Origin of the sequence: Curvibacter gracilis ATCC BAA-807, from assembly GCF_000518645.1 — a bacterium.
Classification (GTDB): domain Bacteria; phylum Pseudomonadota; class Gammaproteobacteria; order Burkholderiales; family Burkholderiaceae_C; genus Curvibacter; species Curvibacter gracilis.
On the sequence record NZ_JADZ01000031.1, the window covers coordinates 1 to 17,775 of the forward strand.

The 17,775-nt window shown below is 63.3% G+C and carries 17 protein-coding genes; 7 read left to right on the plus strand and 10 right to left on the minus strand.

All coding sequences use genetic code 11. The features are described from left to right. From L880_RS36080 to L880_RS0120670, 4 genes are all read left to right on the plus strand, one after another. On the plus strand, positions 1-194 hold a 194-nt coding region (locus L880_RS36080), incomplete at its 5' end, for a hypothetical protein (RefSeq protein ID WP_043330129.1). A gap of 40 nt (positions 195-234) precedes the next feature. Beyond that, the gene (locus L880_RS0120660) at positions 235-1,104 is read left to right on the plus strand and encodes a hypothetical protein (RefSeq protein ID WP_027477295.1); all 870 of its coding nucleotides are present in this window, start codon (positions 235-237) and stop codon (positions 1,102-1,104) included. Between the two features lie 129 nt (positions 1,105-1,233). Beyond that, positions 1,234-1,920, plus strand: a complete 687-nt coding sequence (locus tag L880_RS0120665) for a Rossmann-fold NAD(P)-binding domain-containing protein (RefSeq protein WP_027477296.1) — start codon at positions 1,234-1,236, stop codon at positions 1,918-1,920. A 149-nt stretch (positions 1,921-2,069) separates the two neighbouring features. Next, a complete protein-coding gene (locus L880_RS0120670; RefSeq protein ID WP_027477297.1) occupies positions 2,070-3,203 on the plus strand; it encodes a hypothetical protein in 1,134 nt (377 codons plus the stop codon). 52 nt (positions 3,204-3,255) lie between these two features. Here L880_RS0120670 and L880_RS35810 read toward each other — a convergent pair whose 3' ends face one another. Beyond that, positions 3,256-3,873 (minus strand): hypothetical protein, encoded by a 618-nt coding sequence (locus L880_RS35810; RefSeq protein ID WP_157463005.1) that lies wholly within the window; start codon positions 3,871-3,873, stop codon positions 3,256-3,258. A gap of 161 nt (positions 3,874-4,034) precedes the next feature. On the opposite strand from L880_RS35810, the gene L880_RS0120675 reads away from it, so the two are divergent. Then, a complete protein-coding gene (locus L880_RS0120675; protein WP_051443473.1) occupies positions 4,035-4,901 on the plus strand; it encodes an SIR2 family NAD-dependent protein deacylase in 867 nt (288 codons plus the stop codon). Here L880_RS0120675 and L880_RS33010 read toward each other — a convergent pair whose 3' ends face one another. The 6 genes from L880_RS33010 to L880_RS33015 form a co-directional block, all read right to left on the minus strand. Further along, positions 4,902-5,480, minus strand: a complete 579-nt coding sequence (locus tag L880_RS33010) for a hypothetical protein (RefSeq protein ID WP_051443474.1) — start codon at positions 5,478-5,480, stop codon at positions 4,902-4,904. Positions 5,481-5,547: 67 nt separating this feature from the next. Continuing rightward, entirely contained in the window at positions 5,548-6,552 is a 1,005-nt protein-coding gene (locus L880_RS0120685) for a helix-turn-helix transcriptional regulator (protein WP_027477299.1), read from the minus strand. A 77-nt stretch (positions 6,553-6,629) separates the two neighbouring features. Beyond that, a complete protein-coding gene (locus L880_RS0120690; protein WP_027477300.1) occupies positions 6,630-7,904 on the minus strand; it encodes a DUF4397 domain-containing protein in 1,275 nt (424 codons plus the stop codon). 232 nt (positions 7,905-8,136) lie between these two features. Beyond that, the gene (locus L880_RS0120695; RefSeq protein ID WP_027477301.1) at positions 8,137-8,787 is read right to left on the minus strand and encodes a nucleotidyl transferase AbiEii/AbiGii toxin family protein; all 651 of its coding nucleotides are present in this window, start codon (positions 8,785-8,787) and stop codon (positions 8,137-8,139) included. Continuing rightward, positions 8,777-9,283: a helix-turn-helix transcriptional regulator gene (locus tag L880_RS0120700; protein WP_027477302.1), complete on the minus strand. Its 507-nt coding sequence runs from the start codon at positions 9,281-9,283 to the stop codon at positions 8,777-8,779. The genes L880_RS0120695 and L880_RS0120700 overlap by 11 nt, the downstream gene beginning before the upstream one ends. A 111-nt stretch (positions 9,284-9,394) precedes the next feature. After that, positions 9,395-11,500 (minus strand): secretin N-terminal domain-containing protein, encoded by a 2,106-nt coding sequence (locus L880_RS33015; protein ID WP_051443476.1) that lies wholly within the window; start codon positions 11,498-11,500, stop codon positions 9,395-9,397. A gap of 451 nt (positions 11,501-11,951) precedes the next feature. Between L880_RS33015 and L880_RS33020 the strand changes: the two genes are divergently transcribed. Continuing rightward, positions 11,952-13,283 carry a lactonase family protein gene (locus L880_RS33020; RefSeq protein WP_043330131.1) on the plus strand — a complete coding sequence of 444 codons (1,332 nt, stop codon included), beginning with the start codon at positions 11,952-11,954 and terminating at the stop codon, positions 13,281-13,283. A gap of 340 nt (positions 13,284-13,623) precedes the next feature. On the opposite strand, the gene ttdB is transcribed toward L880_RS33020, so the two are convergent. Genes ttdB through L880_RS0120725 form a run of 3 tightly spaced genes read right to left on the minus strand, consistent with a single transcriptional unit; the run spans position 13,624 to position 16,488 of the window. Then, positions 13,624-14,232, minus strand: coding sequence for a L(+)-tartrate dehydratase subunit beta (gene ttdB, locus L880_RS0120715; protein WP_027477303.1), 609 nt, complete (start codon positions 14,230-14,232; stop codon positions 13,624-13,626). After that, positions 14,229-15,128, minus strand: coding sequence for a L(+)-tartrate dehydratase subunit alpha (gene ttdA / locus L880_RS0120720; protein WP_027477304.1), 900 nt, complete (start codon positions 15,126-15,128; stop codon positions 14,229-14,231). The genes ttdB and ttdA overlap by 4 nt, the downstream gene beginning before the upstream one ends. 58 nt (positions 15,129-15,186) lie before the next feature. Beyond that, complete coding sequence (locus L880_RS0120725; RefSeq protein ID WP_027477305.1) at positions 15,187-16,488, minus strand: MFS transporter; 1,302 nt, start codon at positions 16,486-16,488, stop codon at positions 15,187-15,189. Positions 16,489-16,619: 131 nt separating this feature from the next. On the opposite strand from L880_RS0120725, the gene L880_RS0120730 reads away from it, so the two are divergent. Further along, complete coding sequence (locus L880_RS0120730) at positions 16,620-17,543, plus strand: LysR family transcriptional regulator (protein ID WP_027477306.1); 924 nt, start codon at positions 16,620-16,622, stop codon at positions 17,541-17,543. The last annotated feature ends 232 nt before the right edge of the window (positions 17,544-17,775 follow it).

Here is a 17,775-nt window from a genome sequence, read left to right on the forward strand (position 1 = left end):
TGGGCCTGGCGGCCCTGCCCGCCCCTGACCAGGCGCGGCTGGCCCGCCTGAATCGGCTGACGCCGGGCGACTTTGCCCTGCTGATGCGGCAGCACCGCTTCAAGCCGCTGAGGGATGCGCTGGCCTTGCTCAAGGGGCTGGAGGCCGAGTGCCAGTACAAGGGCGGCAGCACCGGCACCTATGGCTTTCTGTGACACTGACTTCAAGCCCCTCTTCTCTCAGGAGACCCTGCTCATGATCCGCCCTCTTTTGCTGACGAGCCTGTTGTTGGCGGCTTGGCCAGGCACGGCCGCAACCGCTGCGGCCTGCCAGGACAACGCCGAAACCCGTCGCAACGCCGATGGTTCGCGGCTGCGCGTGACAGAGCGGCGCTGCCCCAACGAGCCCTGCGCCCAATTGACGGTGTCCTATGCCCGGGCCAAGGGCCAGCCGTTTCGGGTGCTGGCCGAGGGCCGCCGCCCCAACGACGACGCACCCTCGCCAGCCTTGAGCCTGATCGACTGGGACCATGACGGCCAGTTTGAGGCCATGATCACGGGCCACACGCTCTTTGGCGCCAACACCTGGGTCTATCTGCTGGGCGTGAGCCCCATGCCAGTGCTGCAAATGCATTGGGTGTTCAAGGGTGTGGGCTACGAGCCTTACAAGCAGGGCCCCTACCTGGTGCAACCGGGTCACGATTCTGTCGCGGCCGACGCACGCGACTTCTACCGCATTCTGGTGCCGGGCAAACAGGTCGCTTTCAAGCCCGAATTCAGGGTGTTGGACCCCCACCCTGGCGAAAACCCAGCCGAGGTGCCCCCCTTGTGTCAGTTCAATTTGTCGAACCTGAATCCGTTTTCGGACGATTCGATCGAAGTGCGCATCCCGCGCAAGACGCGCAATCGAGCCGCCTATTGCGAGCAACTGGGACATCGGCGGCACTTGATTCCCCGTCCGCTGACGGCCAATGCCGATGACAGTGACGACGACAGCCCCAGCTACCGCGATGGCCCCGGCCCCACCCGGGTCATGAATCTGAATATCTCCAACGTGTTGGACAGGGATGCCGAACAGCGCTGCCCCTGGCCTGAGCCTGGGCCTGCGCGCGGGCCACAGGTCTGAGTTCGGCAGCGCGGTCTGCCGGGTCAGGTTTTCGTCAAGGACTGCGTCAAGTTTTGTCTTGGCTCGATCAGACAATTTTCAGCAGGGCCTGGCCCCTTAGGCCGACCCCCACCTGAATGGAGCGCAACGATGAACACCCGACTGACACACGCCCTGCGGCTGGCCTGCCTGGCCGCCTGCCTGAGCAGCCCGCTGCCGGGCCAAACCACCGTGACCACCGATGCCCAGGACAACACCCTGTGGCAGGACGCTGACGAGTCTTTTCGCATCGAATGGGCGGCCGATGGCACGCTGAACCGGGTCTCGGCCACCGTGTACCAGCCGGTGAATTTTCCGGACCGCCGCGGCATTGCCACCGCCCAAACGATTGCCGAAGAAAAGGCCAAGGCCCGCATTGTGCGCTACCTGGCCGAGCTGTCGAGTTCCGAGCGCAAGATCAAGGAAGTGAACAGCGAGATCGAATCGGCCAAACGCCAACACACAGTGGGTCAGGAAGAGCAGATCTCGCGCGAGACCGTGCGCAAGATGGAGTCTGAGCTGCAAGAGCTGACCAACTCGTATGCCTCGGGCACCTTGCGCGGGGTGATCCGCCTGGACAGCGGCTACGACGACAAGCGCGAAGAGGCCTGGGTGCGCGTGGGCATGAGCCGCCGCACCATCGAGGCGGCCCGGGCCCTGCAGCAAAGCCTGCACAACGCGCAGGCGGATCGGCCCGAACCCGCAGGTGCCCCGACACGGCCTGGCGGATCGGTCGCAGAGCCTCGCGGTTTTCGTCAACCTGCCGAGGTGCGTTTCAGCGGGCAAAAAGAATGGTGAATGCAGTGGCCACCCCGCCAATGCCCCCCGCGTGGCGTGAAGTGCTCAGGCGCGTTGCAAGCTTGCTGCTCGGGCTGGCGGCGCTGGCTTTGGGCCTGCCGCCAGTCCATTGCGGGCCACCCCCCCTGCCTTCCGGCCCTGAGGTTCAGGTGGAGGTGCGCGCTGAGGGGCCCGACTTTGCCTCGGCCCGCAACGAAGCGGTGCGGCAAGCCGTGCAAAAGGTGCTGCCCCAGGTGGTGACGACCGATCGCCGCATTCAAAACGACCAGATCGTGCTGGACGAGGTGCAGTCCAGCCTGAACGGCCATGTGCGCCACATCGAGGTGATGGACTCGGGCCCCAGCCCTAACGGCGTGTGGGTACGACTGGCCGTGACCGTGGGCCCACAGGCCGTGGGCAACTACCTGAACCCAACAGCCCCGCAGGCCGCCCGCTTCTCAGGCCAGGCCCTGAGTGGCGAACAAGCCCGCGAGGCCCAGGCCCGCGAGTTCAGAGAGCAGCATGTGCGTCATCTGCTGCAAGGCTTTCCGGCCCAGGCACTGCAGGTTGCGGTTCAGTCCATTCGGCCTGCCGATCGCGCCCCGGGAGGGCTGCAATTGCAAGTGGCCTACCAGTTGCAACCCGCCTTCCTGCAGCGCCTGCAACAGGGCCTGCAAGACATCGCCTGCGATCCTCGGCAGCCCGCGCAATGCGCACGCACCGGGCTGTGCTTTGATCGCACGGGCCATCTGCAATGTCTGACCTTGGCCCTGGGGCCGCCGGGCACCGAATACCCCTTGATCTACGATGCGTTTCTGGAACAGCCCCATGAGGGCTACCGCGAGCCCCCGGCGCGACGGCATCTTTCGTTCACCCTGTTGTTCCGCTTCAAGAACCAGGCGGGGCGGCGCACCGGCTTGCGGCCTTGCCATGACTTCGCCGTGCAGGTCGATCGGCAGAGCCAACGGATGCTGAGCATTCCCTACACCAACGCTCAGGACGACAGCCCTGTCCAGGTCATCACCCGGCAAGCGGCTCAACTGGATTTGAATACCTTCAGTCTCAGCCATTGGGTCACGGATCGCCCCGTCTCATTGGTGGTGGAAATTCCAAAACAGCTGCTTGAACAAGTGGACCTGGCCAATTCAAACCAGATCGAAGCCTTGGCAGTGATACAGACCGGCAGCGGCCGGTTGTCAAAGACGGGCCAGGAAGAGCCGGCCTATTTGTTCGACATCACGCAGCCTGCGGTGGTGGTTTCACGCAATCTGGAAGACGCGGGGCAGGTCTGCTCGTGGCGATGATCTCAGGTTATTTGCATGCATGACTGCTTCATCACTGGCCTGGCGATATCCCTTATGGAAGAACAGCCTGCTTAAATCCATATAGATAATATTTCGTCTGGAACTTTGATTCACCAGCAGGGTAAATTTTTGATTCCCCCTTCGTCTCCAAAGGATCTAAATAATCAAGACCATGATCCTTATAAAGCTGCTCAAAAACCTTGTCAATCTTGGTCCAGCCATCTTTTTTATTGATTTTTGGAACTGCATATGGCTTCAAAACAACCGGCGAGTCCAACTCTTCAATCCGAACAACATAATAAAGAAAAATGGTTGGAAATTTCAAAGATCCACCTTCACGCCATTTCTCAACATCTTCCCTGGATCTTGTTCGCACATCAGAAACCTGCGATACAAAATTACTCTTCAACTCAATCAAAAGCAGACATTTTTTAGATTCACCCTCTACTTTAAAGATAGCGATGTCGGCACGTTTTCTACCACCCTCGGGAGCCCATTCAGAGACAGCGACACAACCATCTGGCAGCATTTCTTGAATTTTGCAAATCAAACGTGCACGGAACGCCAACTCTGACCCCCCATTCAACATCAAAATAGCATACTCAAGCGAATTGACATAATCATCGGAAAGCATATTTTTTAATGCCAACTCAAACTTCTTAAAATTCATTCAAGACTCCAAGGCCGGATCAAAACAGAGGAAATTAGAGAAGGTATCGTATCTGAAAAAGAGCATCTCAAGAGGCGCTCTTTGCCATTTGGCATCAACAGCGACACATTCCGGCGCGGGCCGACAGAAACTGGCATCTTCTATATGACCTCGTGCCAATCATGTCCACGCTTCCAACCGAATTTATTACCCCTTTGCTGCGCCAGGCCGCGCAATGGATTGTCGAAGCTGATGCCTTGATCATCACGGCCGGTGCCGGTCTGGGTGTGGACTCGGGTTTGCCGGATTTCAGAGGTGCCTCGGGCTGGTGGCGGGCTTATCCTGGCCTGCGGGAGCGAGGCATTGGCTTTCAGGAACTAGCCTGCCCAGCGGCTTTTTTCCATGAGCCACGTCTGGCCTGGGGCTTTTATGGGCAAAGGCTCATCAGTTATCGGCAGACCCCACCCCACGCTGGTTTTGAACTGATGCGGCAATGGGCGCTGGCCAAATCGAAAGGCTATTTTGTCTACACCAGCAATGTGGACGGCCAGTTTCAAAATGCAGGGTTCTCAGCGCTTCATCTCGATGAATGCCATGGCTCCATCCACCATCTGCAGTGTCTGGCGAATTGCGAGGAACGCATCTGGTCGGCCGCCGTCTTTTCACCCCAGGTGGATCTGCGCACGCATCAGCTGACAAATGAACTGCCACGCTGCAGCGTCTGCGGTGACCTGGCTCGACCCAATATCCTGATGTTCAATGACTGTGGCTGGCAAGAGCACCGCCATGCCCTGCAGGCGCGCCGTCTTGAGGCGTTCCTGAACACCATGCAACGCCCGCTGGTGCTGGAGGTGGGCGCGGGAGAACGCATTGCCACCGTGCGGACCTGGGGCGAGCGCGTGGCACGCCACCATGCCGGGCGACTGATCCGGATCAACCCGGAAGCCCAGTACCAACGGCCGAACGGATTGCTTCACCTGCCGCTGGGGGGCTTGGAGGCCTTGTCAGGCCTGGAGTCACACATCGCGCAACTGCAAGGCGCCGCCTGATCACAGGGGCCAAAGCTTCCAGGCGGCGGCCTCGAAAAACAACTCTCCTTCGGGATGGGCCAATTCACCATCCCCTGGGATCAGTTGGGCTTCATCCCAGAATCGAATGGCCTCCCAGACCTTGTCACGGCTGGCAAGCAGCGACGGGTGGGCAAACAGCGACTCCACCTCCTCGGCACTCAGACAGGGCGCCCACAAAGGTGCCAGAGCAGTCTTTTCGGCCAAAGGCAGCGTGGGCCAGGCGGGCCCCAGGCAACTGGGCAACAGCTTCATCAGACGCGCAATCTCGTCCAGGTGCTTGGCGTCCTTGATGTTGAGTTGGGCGATCTTGGCGTGTGGGTCGTCAATCTCCACCCGAAACACCGCCCCTTGGCTGGCCACTCCGGACTCGCGGGCCTGCGCCGCGCTGGGCGAGGCATACACAGAATGGCGCCGGTTGGGGAAATGGGCCGGCCGACGCCATTCCCACAGGTTATCGACCAGGTAGGGCACATTGCTGGGGGCACGCCGTGTCGGCCGCGGTGTGAAGGGGTTGTTCTTTTCAGCGCCCAACACATCAAAACGGTAGATGACAAACATGTGCAAAAGCCTTTCGTTTGGAAATTTCAGAAAAAATCAGAGCCGCAGAGGCACCCCAATCCGATCATCAGGGCACAAGCTGGTATGCGGCCAAGGCTTGCTCAAGGGATTGATGAATGCGCTGGCGCAGCGATGCCGGCTCCAACACCTCGATCTGTGGCCCCTGGCTCAGGAGCCACCAACTGAGTTGCCAGGTGTCAGGCACCGTGGCACTCAGCACACCCCCTTCGATGCCCTGATCCGCAGAAAGCGCCGTTTCACCCAAGTGATGCGCCAGTTCCGCAGACACCTTGGCTCGCAACTGAATCAGCCCGTGAGATCCGAACTGCAGGGCCCCGTCGGCAAGGTAATCGTCCACATTGAAGCCGGGGGGACGATGCAGCTCCACGTACAGACGCCGTGCCACAGTGATGCGGTGAAGGGCGTATAGACGCACATCCGGGTAATCCCAGGCCGTGGCCACCAGATAGCTCACTGGGCCGCGGTTGACCTGTGCCAGCGGGTTCAGTGTCAAGGTTTTGGGGGCGCTGCCAGGGCCGCTCACATAGTCGACCTCTACCTGCTCGCTGGCCAGCAGGCATTCCTGCACCGTCTCCAGCACCTCGGCGTTGATGTCAGGTGCCAGCAGTGGTAGGGAGGGCTGGACCACACGCACTTTGTGCGGCCAAGCAGCGCTGTCGCCAAGATCGGCCTTCAATGACGCCAGCTTGTGCTCGGCGGAGGCCAGACGGGGGCCGAGCACGGTCAACCAAGGGGCCGGCAGCAAGGCCCCCAGTGTCTGTTTGAGCAGACACAGCGACAGCGCTTCTGCGGCTGTCAGCCCTGGAAATTCGATGCCTGCGCCTGTGGGCCAGCGCCAGCCATAGGGAATGCTTTTTTCGTTGCACTCCAACTGGAAAGCCTCGCGCAGCTCCCACAGGTCACGCTCCACCTGCCGCTTGCTGACCTCAAAGCCAGCCTGCTGCAAGGCCAGGGCCAGTTCAGTCGCTGAAGCTCCGGCCCCGCAGGAGGGAATCAGTTTGAGCAATTCCCATTGTCGGGCGAGGGTGCGGCGCGTGGGTTTGGCAGGCATCGGGCTGGGGCATGAAGGGGATGCCAGCCAGTATCCCACCGGTCAACGCCAAAACCCGTCGCGCCATGACCATGTCGTCAACGCTCCCGGTACAACTGCCCCACCGGGCTGGTCGTGCTGCCCATGATGAACATCGAGTACAGGCCATTGGAGGCCACGGCGATGTCGCTGGCGCTGTACGAGACGCCGCCGCTGACCGTGAGTTGGGTACTGCTGTACGGCGTGTTGCTGAGCACGCCCAGGCCTGAGCTGCCCAGGGTGACGCCGCTGACGATGGGCACATAGCCGATGCTCAGGGCGGTAGCCGCCGTGCTGGTGCCGCAGGCGTGGTACAGGCGCACGTTGGCGGTGGTGCTGGAGGTGGGCAGGCGGTTCGAGTCGGTCAGCAGCGTGGTCTGCGGCGAGGCCGGGTCGCCGTACACCAGCAGGGTGTAGTCGTTGCCGGCCGTGAGCGCCACGGTCTGGCTGGTGGTGGTGCCATTGAGGGTGAGACTGACAGGCAGGCTGCCCGAGGCCACCAGGCTGTAGGTGCCGATGGCTGGCGAAACCAGTGAGGACAGCAGGCTGATGGCGCTGCCGCTGGAGGTGACCGAGGCGCTGGCCACGGCCTGGGACGGCAGGGCCGACACCACGCGCAGGCGCGACTGGGTGTTGCGGTAGCTGGTGACGGTGCTTTGTTGCAACACCACGGTGGCATCGACCAGCACGCCGCCAGCGGCCGAGCTGAGCACCAGGGTCTGCACCGAGGTGGAGGCCAGCGTGATGCCGCTTTGCGTGAGGCGCACGTCGTCGCGGCTGCCAGCCCCGGTGACCACCAGGGTGTAGGTGCCCGAATTGAGGGTGTAGTAGCCCGCCAGCGTGATGCTGCTCAGCGAGACCAGCGGCGTGGCGCTGGACAGGGTTTCGCCATCGCCCAGCATGTAGATATCGATGTCATCGGCATCGGGGCACTGGTCGAGGATGCGCAGGTAGGCGCGGCTGCTGGCGGCCGAAGACTGGTTTTCGGTCAGGGTGGTGGTGTGGGTGGCGCCCGAGAAGCCCGCCACCACCAAGGTGTAGGGGCCGCTGGAGCCCGACAGGCTGAAAGACGAGCTGTAAATGGCGGTGCCATTTTGATCCAGCACCCGCACGGTATTGGTGTCGGTGCCCACCGAGACATAACTGCCCGCCTGGCCAAAGGCCACGCCCGAGCTGATCACGGTGCCATTCACCTCCAGCGACAAGGCATTGGGCGAGCTCACATTGGTGTTGAGCAGGCGAAGGTTGGTGTTGGAGCTGCTGCCCCCACCGCAGCCCGCCAAGGCAGTTGCGGCCAGGCCGGCCAGGGTGAAAGTTCGACGGCTGATGTCCATGGGATGTTCCTGCATTCAGACTGAAAGTTGGAGGGCGCGCGGAGTATCCCAGAAGACATTCAATATTTTTTAAAATACCTCCTGATTTATTCAATGCATATTTTTATATACATTAATTAAGCAGAAATATATTCTTCTTTACATAAAATAATAATTCAACCAATCCCTGTTTGCAAAGCAGAAACATTCGACGATTTGATTCACCGAACGCGGGAGTCTGTCGCAGACCGACTCAAAGTGCTGACCGAACCACACGTCTGGCCACCTCGGCACACGACTCGAACGAATCCTGAAACCCCTGGGCATCAATGGCCTCAAATTCATGACGCAACAAATCTTCCCGGGCGCTCAGGGTCTGCAAGAACTTGGCGCCATGGCGTTGCATGAACGGTTGGGCTTTGGCAATGGCCGCTGGATCCACCTGCGCCAAAGCACACAGATCGAAGATGTCGCGGGCCTTGGCGCGGTCGCCTCGGTAAAAGAACTTCTTGGCCAAGATCTCAGCATTGGATTCCACATGAAATCGTCGCCCCTGATACTCAGCCATCTCAAAGGGGTGCTCCGTCAAGGGCGTGCCGACCACGATATCGATCTCACCCTCATCCAGAATCAGTTTGATGGATTCGGCATTTTCGACATAGTCAGCCGAGATACCTTCTGCGACTTCACTGAGCCGCGGATTGACAAAGCCAAGGTACTGCGGATCAGGCACGAACAAATCAATGTCCTTGCTGAATCGATGGCCGATTCTCAGCATCAGCACGGTTCCCCCACCAAACGACCAAGAGGGCTTGTGCGCGACGCGTTCAAGATGGGCCATGAGTTCAAGCGCCTTCGGGAACAGTTTTTGCCACGGCCCCTGGCGCGTCAAATCAAGCTGCATTCCATATTTCACGTGTTGCCTTGAGTTGAGCCGCCATGCGGCGCATGTTGGCCCAAATCACCTCGCGCGGCAGGCGCTGCTCCAGATGAACCTGTTCAACGGCTCTGGCCATCAGGGCCAAAGGCAGCTCATCCAGGAAGGTGGCGATTTGCGGCGCCAAGGAGGGGGCCACAATTCCCGAGCTCAGAGAGTCTGCCAGAGCACTTGGCGTCAACGGCGTGCGAAAACTCACGCTCGCTGTGCGGGCTGCGAGCTCCAGGGGGGATTGATCGGAGTCGCGCAGGCGCGGGTGCGGCGGGTCGATGGTCAAGCCCAAGCCCAAGGCCTCCAGCAACGCTGCTGTTCGGCTCAGACTGAGATCTTTCACCGTGGCCTTCTCAAGTTGGTTCACCGTGGAACGGGACAAACCCGACAACTTGGCGAGCGCTTGCTGGGACAGGCCCATTTCCCGGCGGCGAGTCCGGACTGCGGAACTCAGTTCGTGGATCGCATACATGGGTGAAGACTAGCATTGCCCCTTTTGAATGTCGAATATATTCAACATTTCAAGGCTGGAACGCCACTTTCCCCATGGCTGACCTATCACCCTCCCCTGGTCAACGGGTCATCAGCCCCCTGCGGGCTGGGGCTGCAAGGGCAAAGTGGCTGGGCTGCTCAAGGGCTTGGGCTGCTCCCACCCCTGGGGCCAAGCGGGCTGGGTTTCGGGAATCAGCACATCGCGGATGGCCGTGGGCAGCTCGCGCTGGCGCGCCTGCAGGGCCTGGCGGCGCTCGGTGGACAAGGCCTCGCTGCCCTCGTCGTCGGTGACCACGCGGGGGCGCAGAAACACCATCAGGTTGGTCTTTTTGCGGCTCTTGCTCAGGCTGCGAAACATGGCGCCCAGCACCGGGATGTCGGCCACCACAGGCACCTGGCCGGCATCCGAGGTGGCGCTGTCTTCGATCAGGCCGCCCAGCACGATGATCTTGCCGTTCTTGACCGTGACGGTCGACTCGATGGAGCGCTTGTTGGTGGTGGGCCCGGCGTTGGTGGTGCCGGCCGCGGTGGTGGCGGCCACCGAAGACGACTCCTGGTAGATGGTCAGGCGCACGTTGCCGTTCTCGCCGATCTGGGGCTTGATCTTCAGGGTGATGCCCACGTCCTTGCGCTCGATGGTCTGGAACGGGCTGGAGGTGGTGCTGCTGGTGGTGGTGTACGAGCCCGTCACAAAGGGCACGTTCTGGCCCACCACGATCTTGGCCTCTTCGTTGTCGAGCGTGATCACATTGGCAGTCGACAGGATGTTGGTGCCCGACATGGTCTCCAGCGCCGAGGCGATGGTGCCGAGCGTGAGCGTGGTGCTGCTGCTGATGCTGAACAACTGCGACCACTGCACGCCCAGGTCCATGCTCTTGCTGGCGTCCACCTCCACCACCAGCGACTCCACATACAGCTGCGCGCGCGGCGCATCTAACTGGTCGATCACCTTGCGCATCTCCCGAAAGCGCGGCTCCGAAGCCGTGAGGATCAACGAGTTGGTGCTGGGGTCGGCCTGGATGCCGCCGCCCGTGCTGGGCTGGGCCGAGGCACTGACCGAGGGGCTGCTGCTGCCCTTGCTGCCGCTGCTGGAGGTGCTGGCGCTGCTGCTGCCCGAGGTCATGCTGGACGAGAAGCCGCCCGCGCTGTCCAGCCCCGTGCTGCCATTGCTGCTGCCGTAGCTGCCGGTGCTGCGCGAGCTGTCGGCCGAGGGGAAGGCCGCCCGCAACACCGTGGCCAGCTTGGTGGCATCGGCGTTCTGCAGGTGCACCACGTGCACGCCCACCCCGGTGTTGGGGCGGTCCAGGCGGGCGGCCAGCGAGCGCACAAAGGCCATCTGCTCGGGGTTGGCGGCGCGCACCAGCAGGCTGTTGCTCTGCTGGTCCACCATGATCGACAGGCCCGCCGTGGCGCTGGCTGTGCCCCCATTGCCTGATCCACTGGCCGAGCCCCCGGCCGCCACCGTGCCCGCCTGCGCGGCAGCGCCTGCGCTGGCGGTGCGCAACTGCGAATCGCCCAGGCGCTGCAGCGTGCTGACCAGGTCAGACGCCACCGCGTGCTCCAGCGCAATGATCTCGACATCAGTGCCGCTGGGCGCATCCAGCGATTCGATCAGGGTGGCCAGGCGGGCCAGGTTGCTCGCGTAGTCGGTGATGACCAGGGCGTTGTTGCCCGGGTTCAGGTTGATCACGTTGTTGGGGCTGATCAGCGGGCGCAGCACCGGCACCAGGTTGCTGGCGCTTTCGTGGCTGAGCTTGAACACCCGGGTCACGATGCGGTCGTCTCGCGGGCCCTCGGCACCGGCCACCACCGAGGCCGACTGCAGCTTGCCATCGGCCTCGGGCAGCACCCGGTACACGCCGCCGCTTTCCACCACCACATAGCCTTGCAGGCGCAACGCGCTGGCCCACAGGCTCCAGGCCTGTGATGGGGTCATGGGGTCTTCGCTGGTGAGCGACAGATTGCCCTTGACCCGGGCATCGAGCAGGATCTGCCGCCCGGTGATCACGGCCATGGCCCGGGCCACCGATTCGAGGTCGGCGTTGCTGAAGTTCAGGGTCAGGGTGCGCTCGGCGCCAGCCCGGTTGGCAGGGTCTGCCGACTTGGGGCGCGCCACCGTGCCGGCCCAGGCCGGTGCGGTGCCCTGCAACAGGGTCAGCAAGGCCGCAGTGGCCAGCAGTGAAAGACGTGGGGTCATGAGGCAAAAATGGGCCGCCCAAAGAGCCCTCAAGGCGCCTGCGGGCAGCGGGATGAATCAGCACAAGCCCCTGCACGGGGCCGCGCGCCGATTCTGAAAGCGCGCCTTGGCGCCCATGTGTGTGCGGTGTATAGATTCGTGAAGTGGCACGGGTATCAGCCCTCTTTCGAGGCGCCTGCTCTGCGTCGTCATGTACCGGTCGGTGAAGGCTTTGCAACAAGTCGGGTACATGCAACACCTGGGCCGCTGCGCGCTTGGCAGGCGCGCCCCCTGCTCCGCACAATGCAGGCCTTGATGGGGCGAGGCCACCACCCGGTGCTGCCCGGGGTCTCGCCTCTTTCTTCTTCTGGAGCCTGGATCCGTTTTGTCTTCTCATCACCTTAGCGCCCGGCTTGCGCCAACGCTGCAGGCTTCCCCCTCGACCGCTTTGCCGCCACACCGGCCTCAGACCATGCCCGCTCAACAATTCACCCCGGCCCGCGCGGCCCGCCCCACGCTGTTCGCCCTCTCACCCTTGCTGGTCGCCACCCTGCTGAGCGCCTGCGGGGGCGGCAGCGGCAGTTCTGACTACAGCTTGAGCGGCACGGTCAGCGGCCTGAGCACCAGCGGCCTGGTGCTGGCCACCGGCAGCCAGACCGTGAGTGTGGCTTCGGGCGCCACCAGCTTCACCTTCCCCAGCGGGGTGGGCAGCTATGCCGTCACGGTCAAGTCGCAACCCACGGGCCAGACCTGTGCCGTCACCTCGGGTGCCAGCGGCACGGCCAGCGCCAATGTGAGCAATGTGGTGGTCACCTGCCGCGCCTATCTGGCCTATGTCACCCACGGCAGCAGCGACACCGTCAATGGCTTCAGCGTCAGCAGCACGACCGGCACACTGACCGCCCTGAGCAGCAGCGGCAGCGCCCCCACCGCCTACCCGCCCACCAACATCGTGATGAGCAGCGATGGCTCGAAGGCCTATGTGAGCTTTCAGGACAGCCCCGTGATCGCCAACTACAGCGTGTCCAGCAGTGGCACCCTGACCCTGCTGGCCAACACCGCCGCCGTCAGCGAAACCCGCGGCATGACCCTGTCGGCCGACGGCAAGTACCTGTACAGCACCAACTACACCGACAAGTCGCTGGGCCAGTTCAGTGTGGCCAGCACCGGCGTGCTGAGCACGCTCTACCCCACCTCGGTGGCCGCCGGCAGCACCCCCCTCTCGGTGGCCACCACCGCCGACGGCAAGTACCTGTATGCCGCCAACTCGGGCGACGCCACCTTGACCGGCTACAGCGTGGGCTCGGGGGGCAACCTGAGCGCACTGAGCACCGCCAGCTACAGCCTGAGCAGCGGCAGCGCCCCGCGTGGCCTGGCCATTGCCAGCAGCCAATACCTGTACGCCATCCAGGCCGGCAGCGCCAAGCTGCTGGCCTACAGCATCGACTCGAGCACCGGCAAGCTGACCGCGCTGTCGCCCGCCTCGGTCAGCACCGGCACCACCCCCTATGCTGTGGCCCTGCGCTCAGACGGCCGCTGCGCCTACGTGGTCAACCGCAGCGACAACACCGTGTCGCAATACATCATCAGCTCGGGCGTGCCCACCGCCCTGGCCACCGCCACCGTGGCCACCGGCAGCAGCCCCGTGGCCATCACCCTGTCGCCCGACGACCGCTTCGCCTACGTGGCCAACAGCGGCGCATCCACCGTGTCGGTGTACAGCGTGGGCACCAGCTGCGACCTGAGCCTGGTCACCAACGTGGCCAGCGGCGGCAGCACGCCCACCAACATCGTGGTTCGCTGAGGCCTGGGGCGTGCGCCCTACCTTGATTCCCGAGGATGGATATGCACACGGATTCGTTCACGCCCGATCCGGCCCCCGGCACACTGGCGCCATGTCCTGAAGTTGAGTGGCTGCTCGGTCAGCCAGCCCATCCACAGTGACACCTCATGGCTCGCGGGGGTGAGCTTTGGCCCGGCGGCTTCGCCGGGCCTTTGGAATGGCCGTCAGGTGGCGACATCTGACGGCCGTTTTTTTTCTTGCCGGGCGTGAGGAACGGGTGGTGGTCGCGGGCGACCTGGCGGTGGGCGGGTCAGATGGCAGACCGCCCCCGGACGCAGGTCAGGGGGCGGCGGCGGGGGGCTTACTTGATGAAGCTCAGCTGCTGGTTGATCTTGTCGAGAATGGGCTTCTTCTTTTCGTTGAACACCGTCTTGTTCTGCTGGATCAGGTTGTTGCCCTGGGTGTCGATCGAGATGATCAGGGGGCCGAACTCACGCACCCGGTTGACCCAGAGGGTCTCGGGCATGCCGAGGTCTTGCCATTGCGCATCTTCGATGGCTTCGACCTGGGTGGCCGCCAGCACCGCACAGCCCCCCGGGAAGATGGCGTGCACGGCCTTGTGCTCCTGGCAGCCGGCGGCGGTTTCGGGGCCCATGCCGCCCTTGCCCACGATCAGCTTGACGCCGGTCTGCTTGATGAACTCGCGCTCGAACTTCTCCATGCGCATGCTGGTGGTGGGGCCGATCGAGACCATCTCGAATTGGCCGTCGTCCTTCTTGCGCACGATGGGGCCGGCGTGAAAGATCGCGCCGCCTTCCAGGTCCACCGGCAGCTCGCGACCCTGCTCGATCAGGCGGCGGTGCGCCACGTCACGGCAGGTGACCAGACGGCCGGTGAGGTACACCACATCGCCAACGCGCAGGTCTTGCAGGTCTTCGCTCTTCAGGGGGGTGGTCAGGATCTTCTTCACAGCACAACTCCATCGTGGGACAGGATTTCATAAGACAGGTCGGCGTTGACGCGGATCTTGCCGCGGCGATGCGCCCAGCAACCGGTGTTGACGGCCACGCCGATGGTGGAGGGGTGACGCGCGGAGGATTCGATGTTCACCCCCATCACGCTGTTGTTGCCCGTCAGCCCCTGGGGGCCGATGCCCACTTCGTTGAGGCCCTGCTCCAGCAGCTGCTCCATCAGCGCGGCGCGCGGGTTGCTGCTCTGGGAATCGACCGGGCGCAGGATGGCCAGCTTGGAGAGGCGGGCCGCCGTCTCGACCGAGGTGGACACGCCCACCCCCACCAGCAAGGGCGGGCAGGCATTGACGCCACGCTCGGTGATCACGTCCATCACAAACTCGGCCACGCCCTCATAGCCTTGACCCGGCATCAGCACCTTGGCGGCGCCGGGCAGCGTGCATCCCCCCCCGGCCATGTAGACGTCGATGGTGCAGCTGTCCTTGTCGGGCACGATGCGCCAATCCAGCCAGGGGATCTGGGTGCCGGTGTTGGTGCCGGTGTTCTTTTCGTCAAAGGTCTCCACGGCGTTGTGGCGCAGCGGGCCGAGCCGGGTGGCACCGGCCAGGGCCTCGCGCAGGATGTCTTCCAGTTCGCCCAGCAAGGGGAACTGCGCGCCCGCCTCGATGAAATACTGGATCACCCCCGTGTCCTGGCAACTGGGGCGGTCAAGCTTGTCGGCAGCCTCCTGGTTGCCATGCATCGAGTCGTAGACCGACTTGGCCAGGGGGTTGGTTTCGAGGGTGCGCAGATCGGCCAGCTTGGCCTTCACGTCGCGCGGCAGGCGCTTGCCGATGTAGGCCGTGAACTTGGCCATGGTGTCCGTGAGGGACTGAATGGCAACTTCCTTTTCCATGATGGACTCCTGAATGACAGTGTGGGGTTGTGGATGGGTGGGGGAATACGGGCCTCGCTCAGAGGCTGACGGGGCGAACCGGGGTGGCAGACCGAGGCTGGGTGCGAGACAACAGCAGGGTCAGCGCAGCAGACAAGACCAACAGCGCCGCCACAAACCACAGGCCCCCGGCAAAGCTGCCGGACTGGTCCTTGATCCAGCCGATCACCACCGGCCCCACGAAACCACCCAGGTTGCCGATGGAGTTGATGGTGGCAATGCCGGTGGCCGCCGCCGCGCCGGACAGAAACATGGTGGGCATGCTCCACAGCGGAGGCTTGGCGCAACTGATCCCGATGTTCACCAAGGTGAGTGCGGCCACCAGCCCCACCAGCGTGTTGGCGGCCGAGGCGATGACGAGCCCGATGGCCGCCGCCAGGCAGGCCAGCACCACGTGCCAGGTGCGTTCACCCGTGCGATCCGAATGGCGCGACCACCAGATCATGGCCAGCACCGAGACACTGGGCGGAATGGTGTTGAGCAGGCCCACCGTCATCGACGAGGCCCCCATCTGCTTGATGATCTGGGGCGCCCAGATGCCCAGGGTGTACAGGCCGGCCGAGGTGCCGAAATACACCAGGGCCAGGGCCAGCACGCGGGGGTTGGCCAGGGCCTTGAGGCCGCCGTGGTCATGGCTGTCGCCCTTGCCCACTTGCTCTGCCTTCATGGCGCCCACCAGCCAGGCGCGCTCGTCATCCTTGAGCCAGGTGGCCTGCTCGGGCTTGTCGGTCATGTAGAAGAACACGACCACGCCCAGGATCAGCGCCGGCACGGCCTCGATGATGAACAGCCATTGCCAGCCGTGCAGGCCCATCAGGCCATTGAGCTCCAGCAGGGCCGCCGAGACAGGTGAGCCCAGGGCCGTTGAAATCGGTGCCGCCGCCATGAACAAAGCCGTGACACCGGCACGGTGGCGGGCGGGAAACCAGTAGCTGAGGTACAGGATGATGCCGGGGAAGAAGCCCGCCTCGGCCGCCCCCAACAGGAAGCGGATCACATAGAAACTGGTGGTGCCTTGCACAAAGGCCATCGCCGCAGAGATGAGGCCCCAGCTCACCATCACCCGGGCGATCCACAGGCGGGCGCCCACCTTGTGAAGAATGATGTTGGAAGGCACCTCGCACAGAAAGTAGCCCCAGAAGAAGATTCCCGCCCCCATGCCCAGGATGGAGGCCGTGAAGCCCAGATCGTCTTTCATCGTCAGGGCCGCGAAGCCGATGTTCACGCGGTCGATGTACGCGATGAAATACAGCAGCATGATGAAGGGCACGATGCGCCACCCGATCCGGCGCAGGGTGCGCCGCTCGATCTCTTGTTCCATGATTTGTCTCCTATGTCCAGGTCTCTGCTGGGTCCACCGGGGTGCGGGTTCCAGAGTGGGGCGACTTTAGGTTGAACAGTCAGATCGATGAATCGACTTAAAATGAATACATAAGTGCATCAAACTGAATAATGAAAGAAGACACCGAGCTGGGTTTCTTTTGCCTGCTGGTCAAGCAGGGCAGCCTGGCGGCCACCGCGCGCGAGCTGAACCTGACGCCGCCCGCCGTGTCGCGGCGCCTGGCCTTGCTCGAAGAGCGCCTGGGGGTGCGCCTGCTCAACCGCACCACGCGGCGCATCAGCCTGACCAGCGAGGGCGAGGTCTACTTCACGAATGCCCAGCGCATCCTGAGCGACATCGACGAAGTGGAGCGCCTGGTCTCCAGCAGCCGCGCCGCCCCCAAAGGCCTGCTGCGGGTGAACGCACCGCTGGGGTTTGGCCGCTCTTACGTGGGGCCCGCCATCGCCGGCTTTGCCAAGGACTACCCCGAGGTCGAGGTGCAGCTGCACCTGACCGACCGGCCGGTGAGCCTGCCCGACGACTCCATCGACATCGCCATCCATTTCGGCGAGATGCCGGACTCACGCCTGGTGGCGCGCAAGGTGGCCGCCAACCGACGCCTGCTGGTGGCCGCCCCGGCCTACCTGCGCGCGGCCGGTACCCCCCACCACCCGCATGACCTGACCCAGCACCAATGCATCGTGCTGCGCCAGAACACGGGGGCCTACGGCCATTGGCGCTTGAGCAAAGGGGAGCGATCAGAAACCATCAAGGTGCACGGCAAGCTCAGCACCAACGACGGCGAAGTGGCGCTGGGCTGGGCCCTGGAGGGCCACGGCATCCTGATGCGGGCCGAATGGGATGTGGCCAAATACCTGCGCAGCGGCCGCCTGAAGCAGGTGCTGGCCGATCACGACACCCCGCCAGCCGACATCCACGCCGTGTTTTCGGAGCGGCTCAACCTGTCAGCCAAGGTGAGCTGCTTTGTGGACTACCTGCGCGATTACCTGGGGCGGCACGTGGATGGGCCGCGGCCTGGGGATTCGAATTGGTGAGGCGCTCCACCACCCCGTTGGCCCCAGTCCCCCCTGGCGTTGGCGCGAATGGCCTTGAACACGGCCAATGCGATGTCCGACCTGCGCATTCAGCGCCCCCATCCGCATCACCCCCGTCTCCTTTGACGGGGTGCCGGCCTGACGAGCTGCTGGGCCTGAGTGCCTGCATGCCCCCTGCCGTTCGACAAGGCCGACGTCATGCCATCGCTCATCTGGTGCTGCGCAAGCCGTG

Excerpts from the sequence above, each read along its gene's own strand:
- L880_RS35810 (WP_157463005.1), bottom strand. The coding sequence starts at position 3,873 with ATGAATTTTAAGAAGTTTGAGTTGGCATTAAAAAATATGCTTTCCGAT.
- L880_RS33020 (WP_043330131.1), top strand. The coding sequence starts at position 11,952 with ATGCCCGCTCAACAATTCACCCCGGCCCGCGCGGCCCGCCCCACGCTG.
- L880_RS0120675 (WP_051443473.1), top strand. The coding sequence starts at position 4,035 with ATGTCCACGCTTCCAACCGAATTTATTACCCCTTTGCTGCGCCAGGCC.
- L880_RS0120725 (WP_027477305.1), bottom strand. The coding sequence starts at position 16,488 with ATGGAACAAGAGATCGAGCGGCGCACCCTGCGCCGGATCGGGTGGCGC.
- L880_RS0120690 (WP_027477300.1), bottom strand. The coding sequence starts at position 7,904 with ATGGACATCAGCCGTCGAACTTTCACCCTGGCCGGCCTGGCCGCAACT.
- L880_RS0120660 (WP_027477295.1), top strand. The coding sequence starts at position 235 with ATGATCCGCCCTCTTTTGCTGACGAGCCTGTTGTTGGCGGCTTGGCCA.
- L880_RS0120665 (WP_027477296.1), top strand. The coding sequence starts at position 1,234 with ATGAACACCCGACTGACACACGCCCTGCGGCTGGCCTGCCTGGCCGCC.
- L880_RS0120685 (WP_027477299.1), bottom strand. The coding sequence starts at position 6,552 with ATGCCTGCCAAACCCACGCGCCGCACCCTCGCCCGACAATGGGAATTG.
- L880_RS0120730 (WP_027477306.1), top strand. The coding sequence starts at position 16,620 with ATGAAAGAAGACACCGAGCTGGGTTTCTTTTGCCTGCTGGTCAAGCAG.
- ttdA (WP_027477304.1), bottom strand. The coding sequence starts at position 15,128 with ATGGAAAAGGAAGTTGCCATTCAGTCCCTCACGGACACCATGGCCAAG.
- L880_RS33015 (WP_051443476.1), bottom strand. The coding sequence starts at position 11,500 with ATGACCCCACGTCTTTCACTGCTGGCCACTGCGGCCTTGCTGACCCTG.
- L880_RS0120700 (WP_027477302.1), bottom strand. The coding sequence starts at position 9,283 with ATGTATGCGATCCACGAACTGAGTTCCGCAGTCCGGACTCGCCGCCGG.
- L880_RS33010 (WP_051443474.1), bottom strand. The coding sequence starts at position 5,480 with ATGTTTGTCATCTACCGTTTTGATGTGTTGGGCGCTGAAAAGAACAAC.
- L880_RS0120695 (WP_027477301.1), bottom strand. The coding sequence starts at position 8,787 with ATGCAGCTTGATTTGACGCGCCAGGGGCCGTGGCAAAAACTGTTCCCG.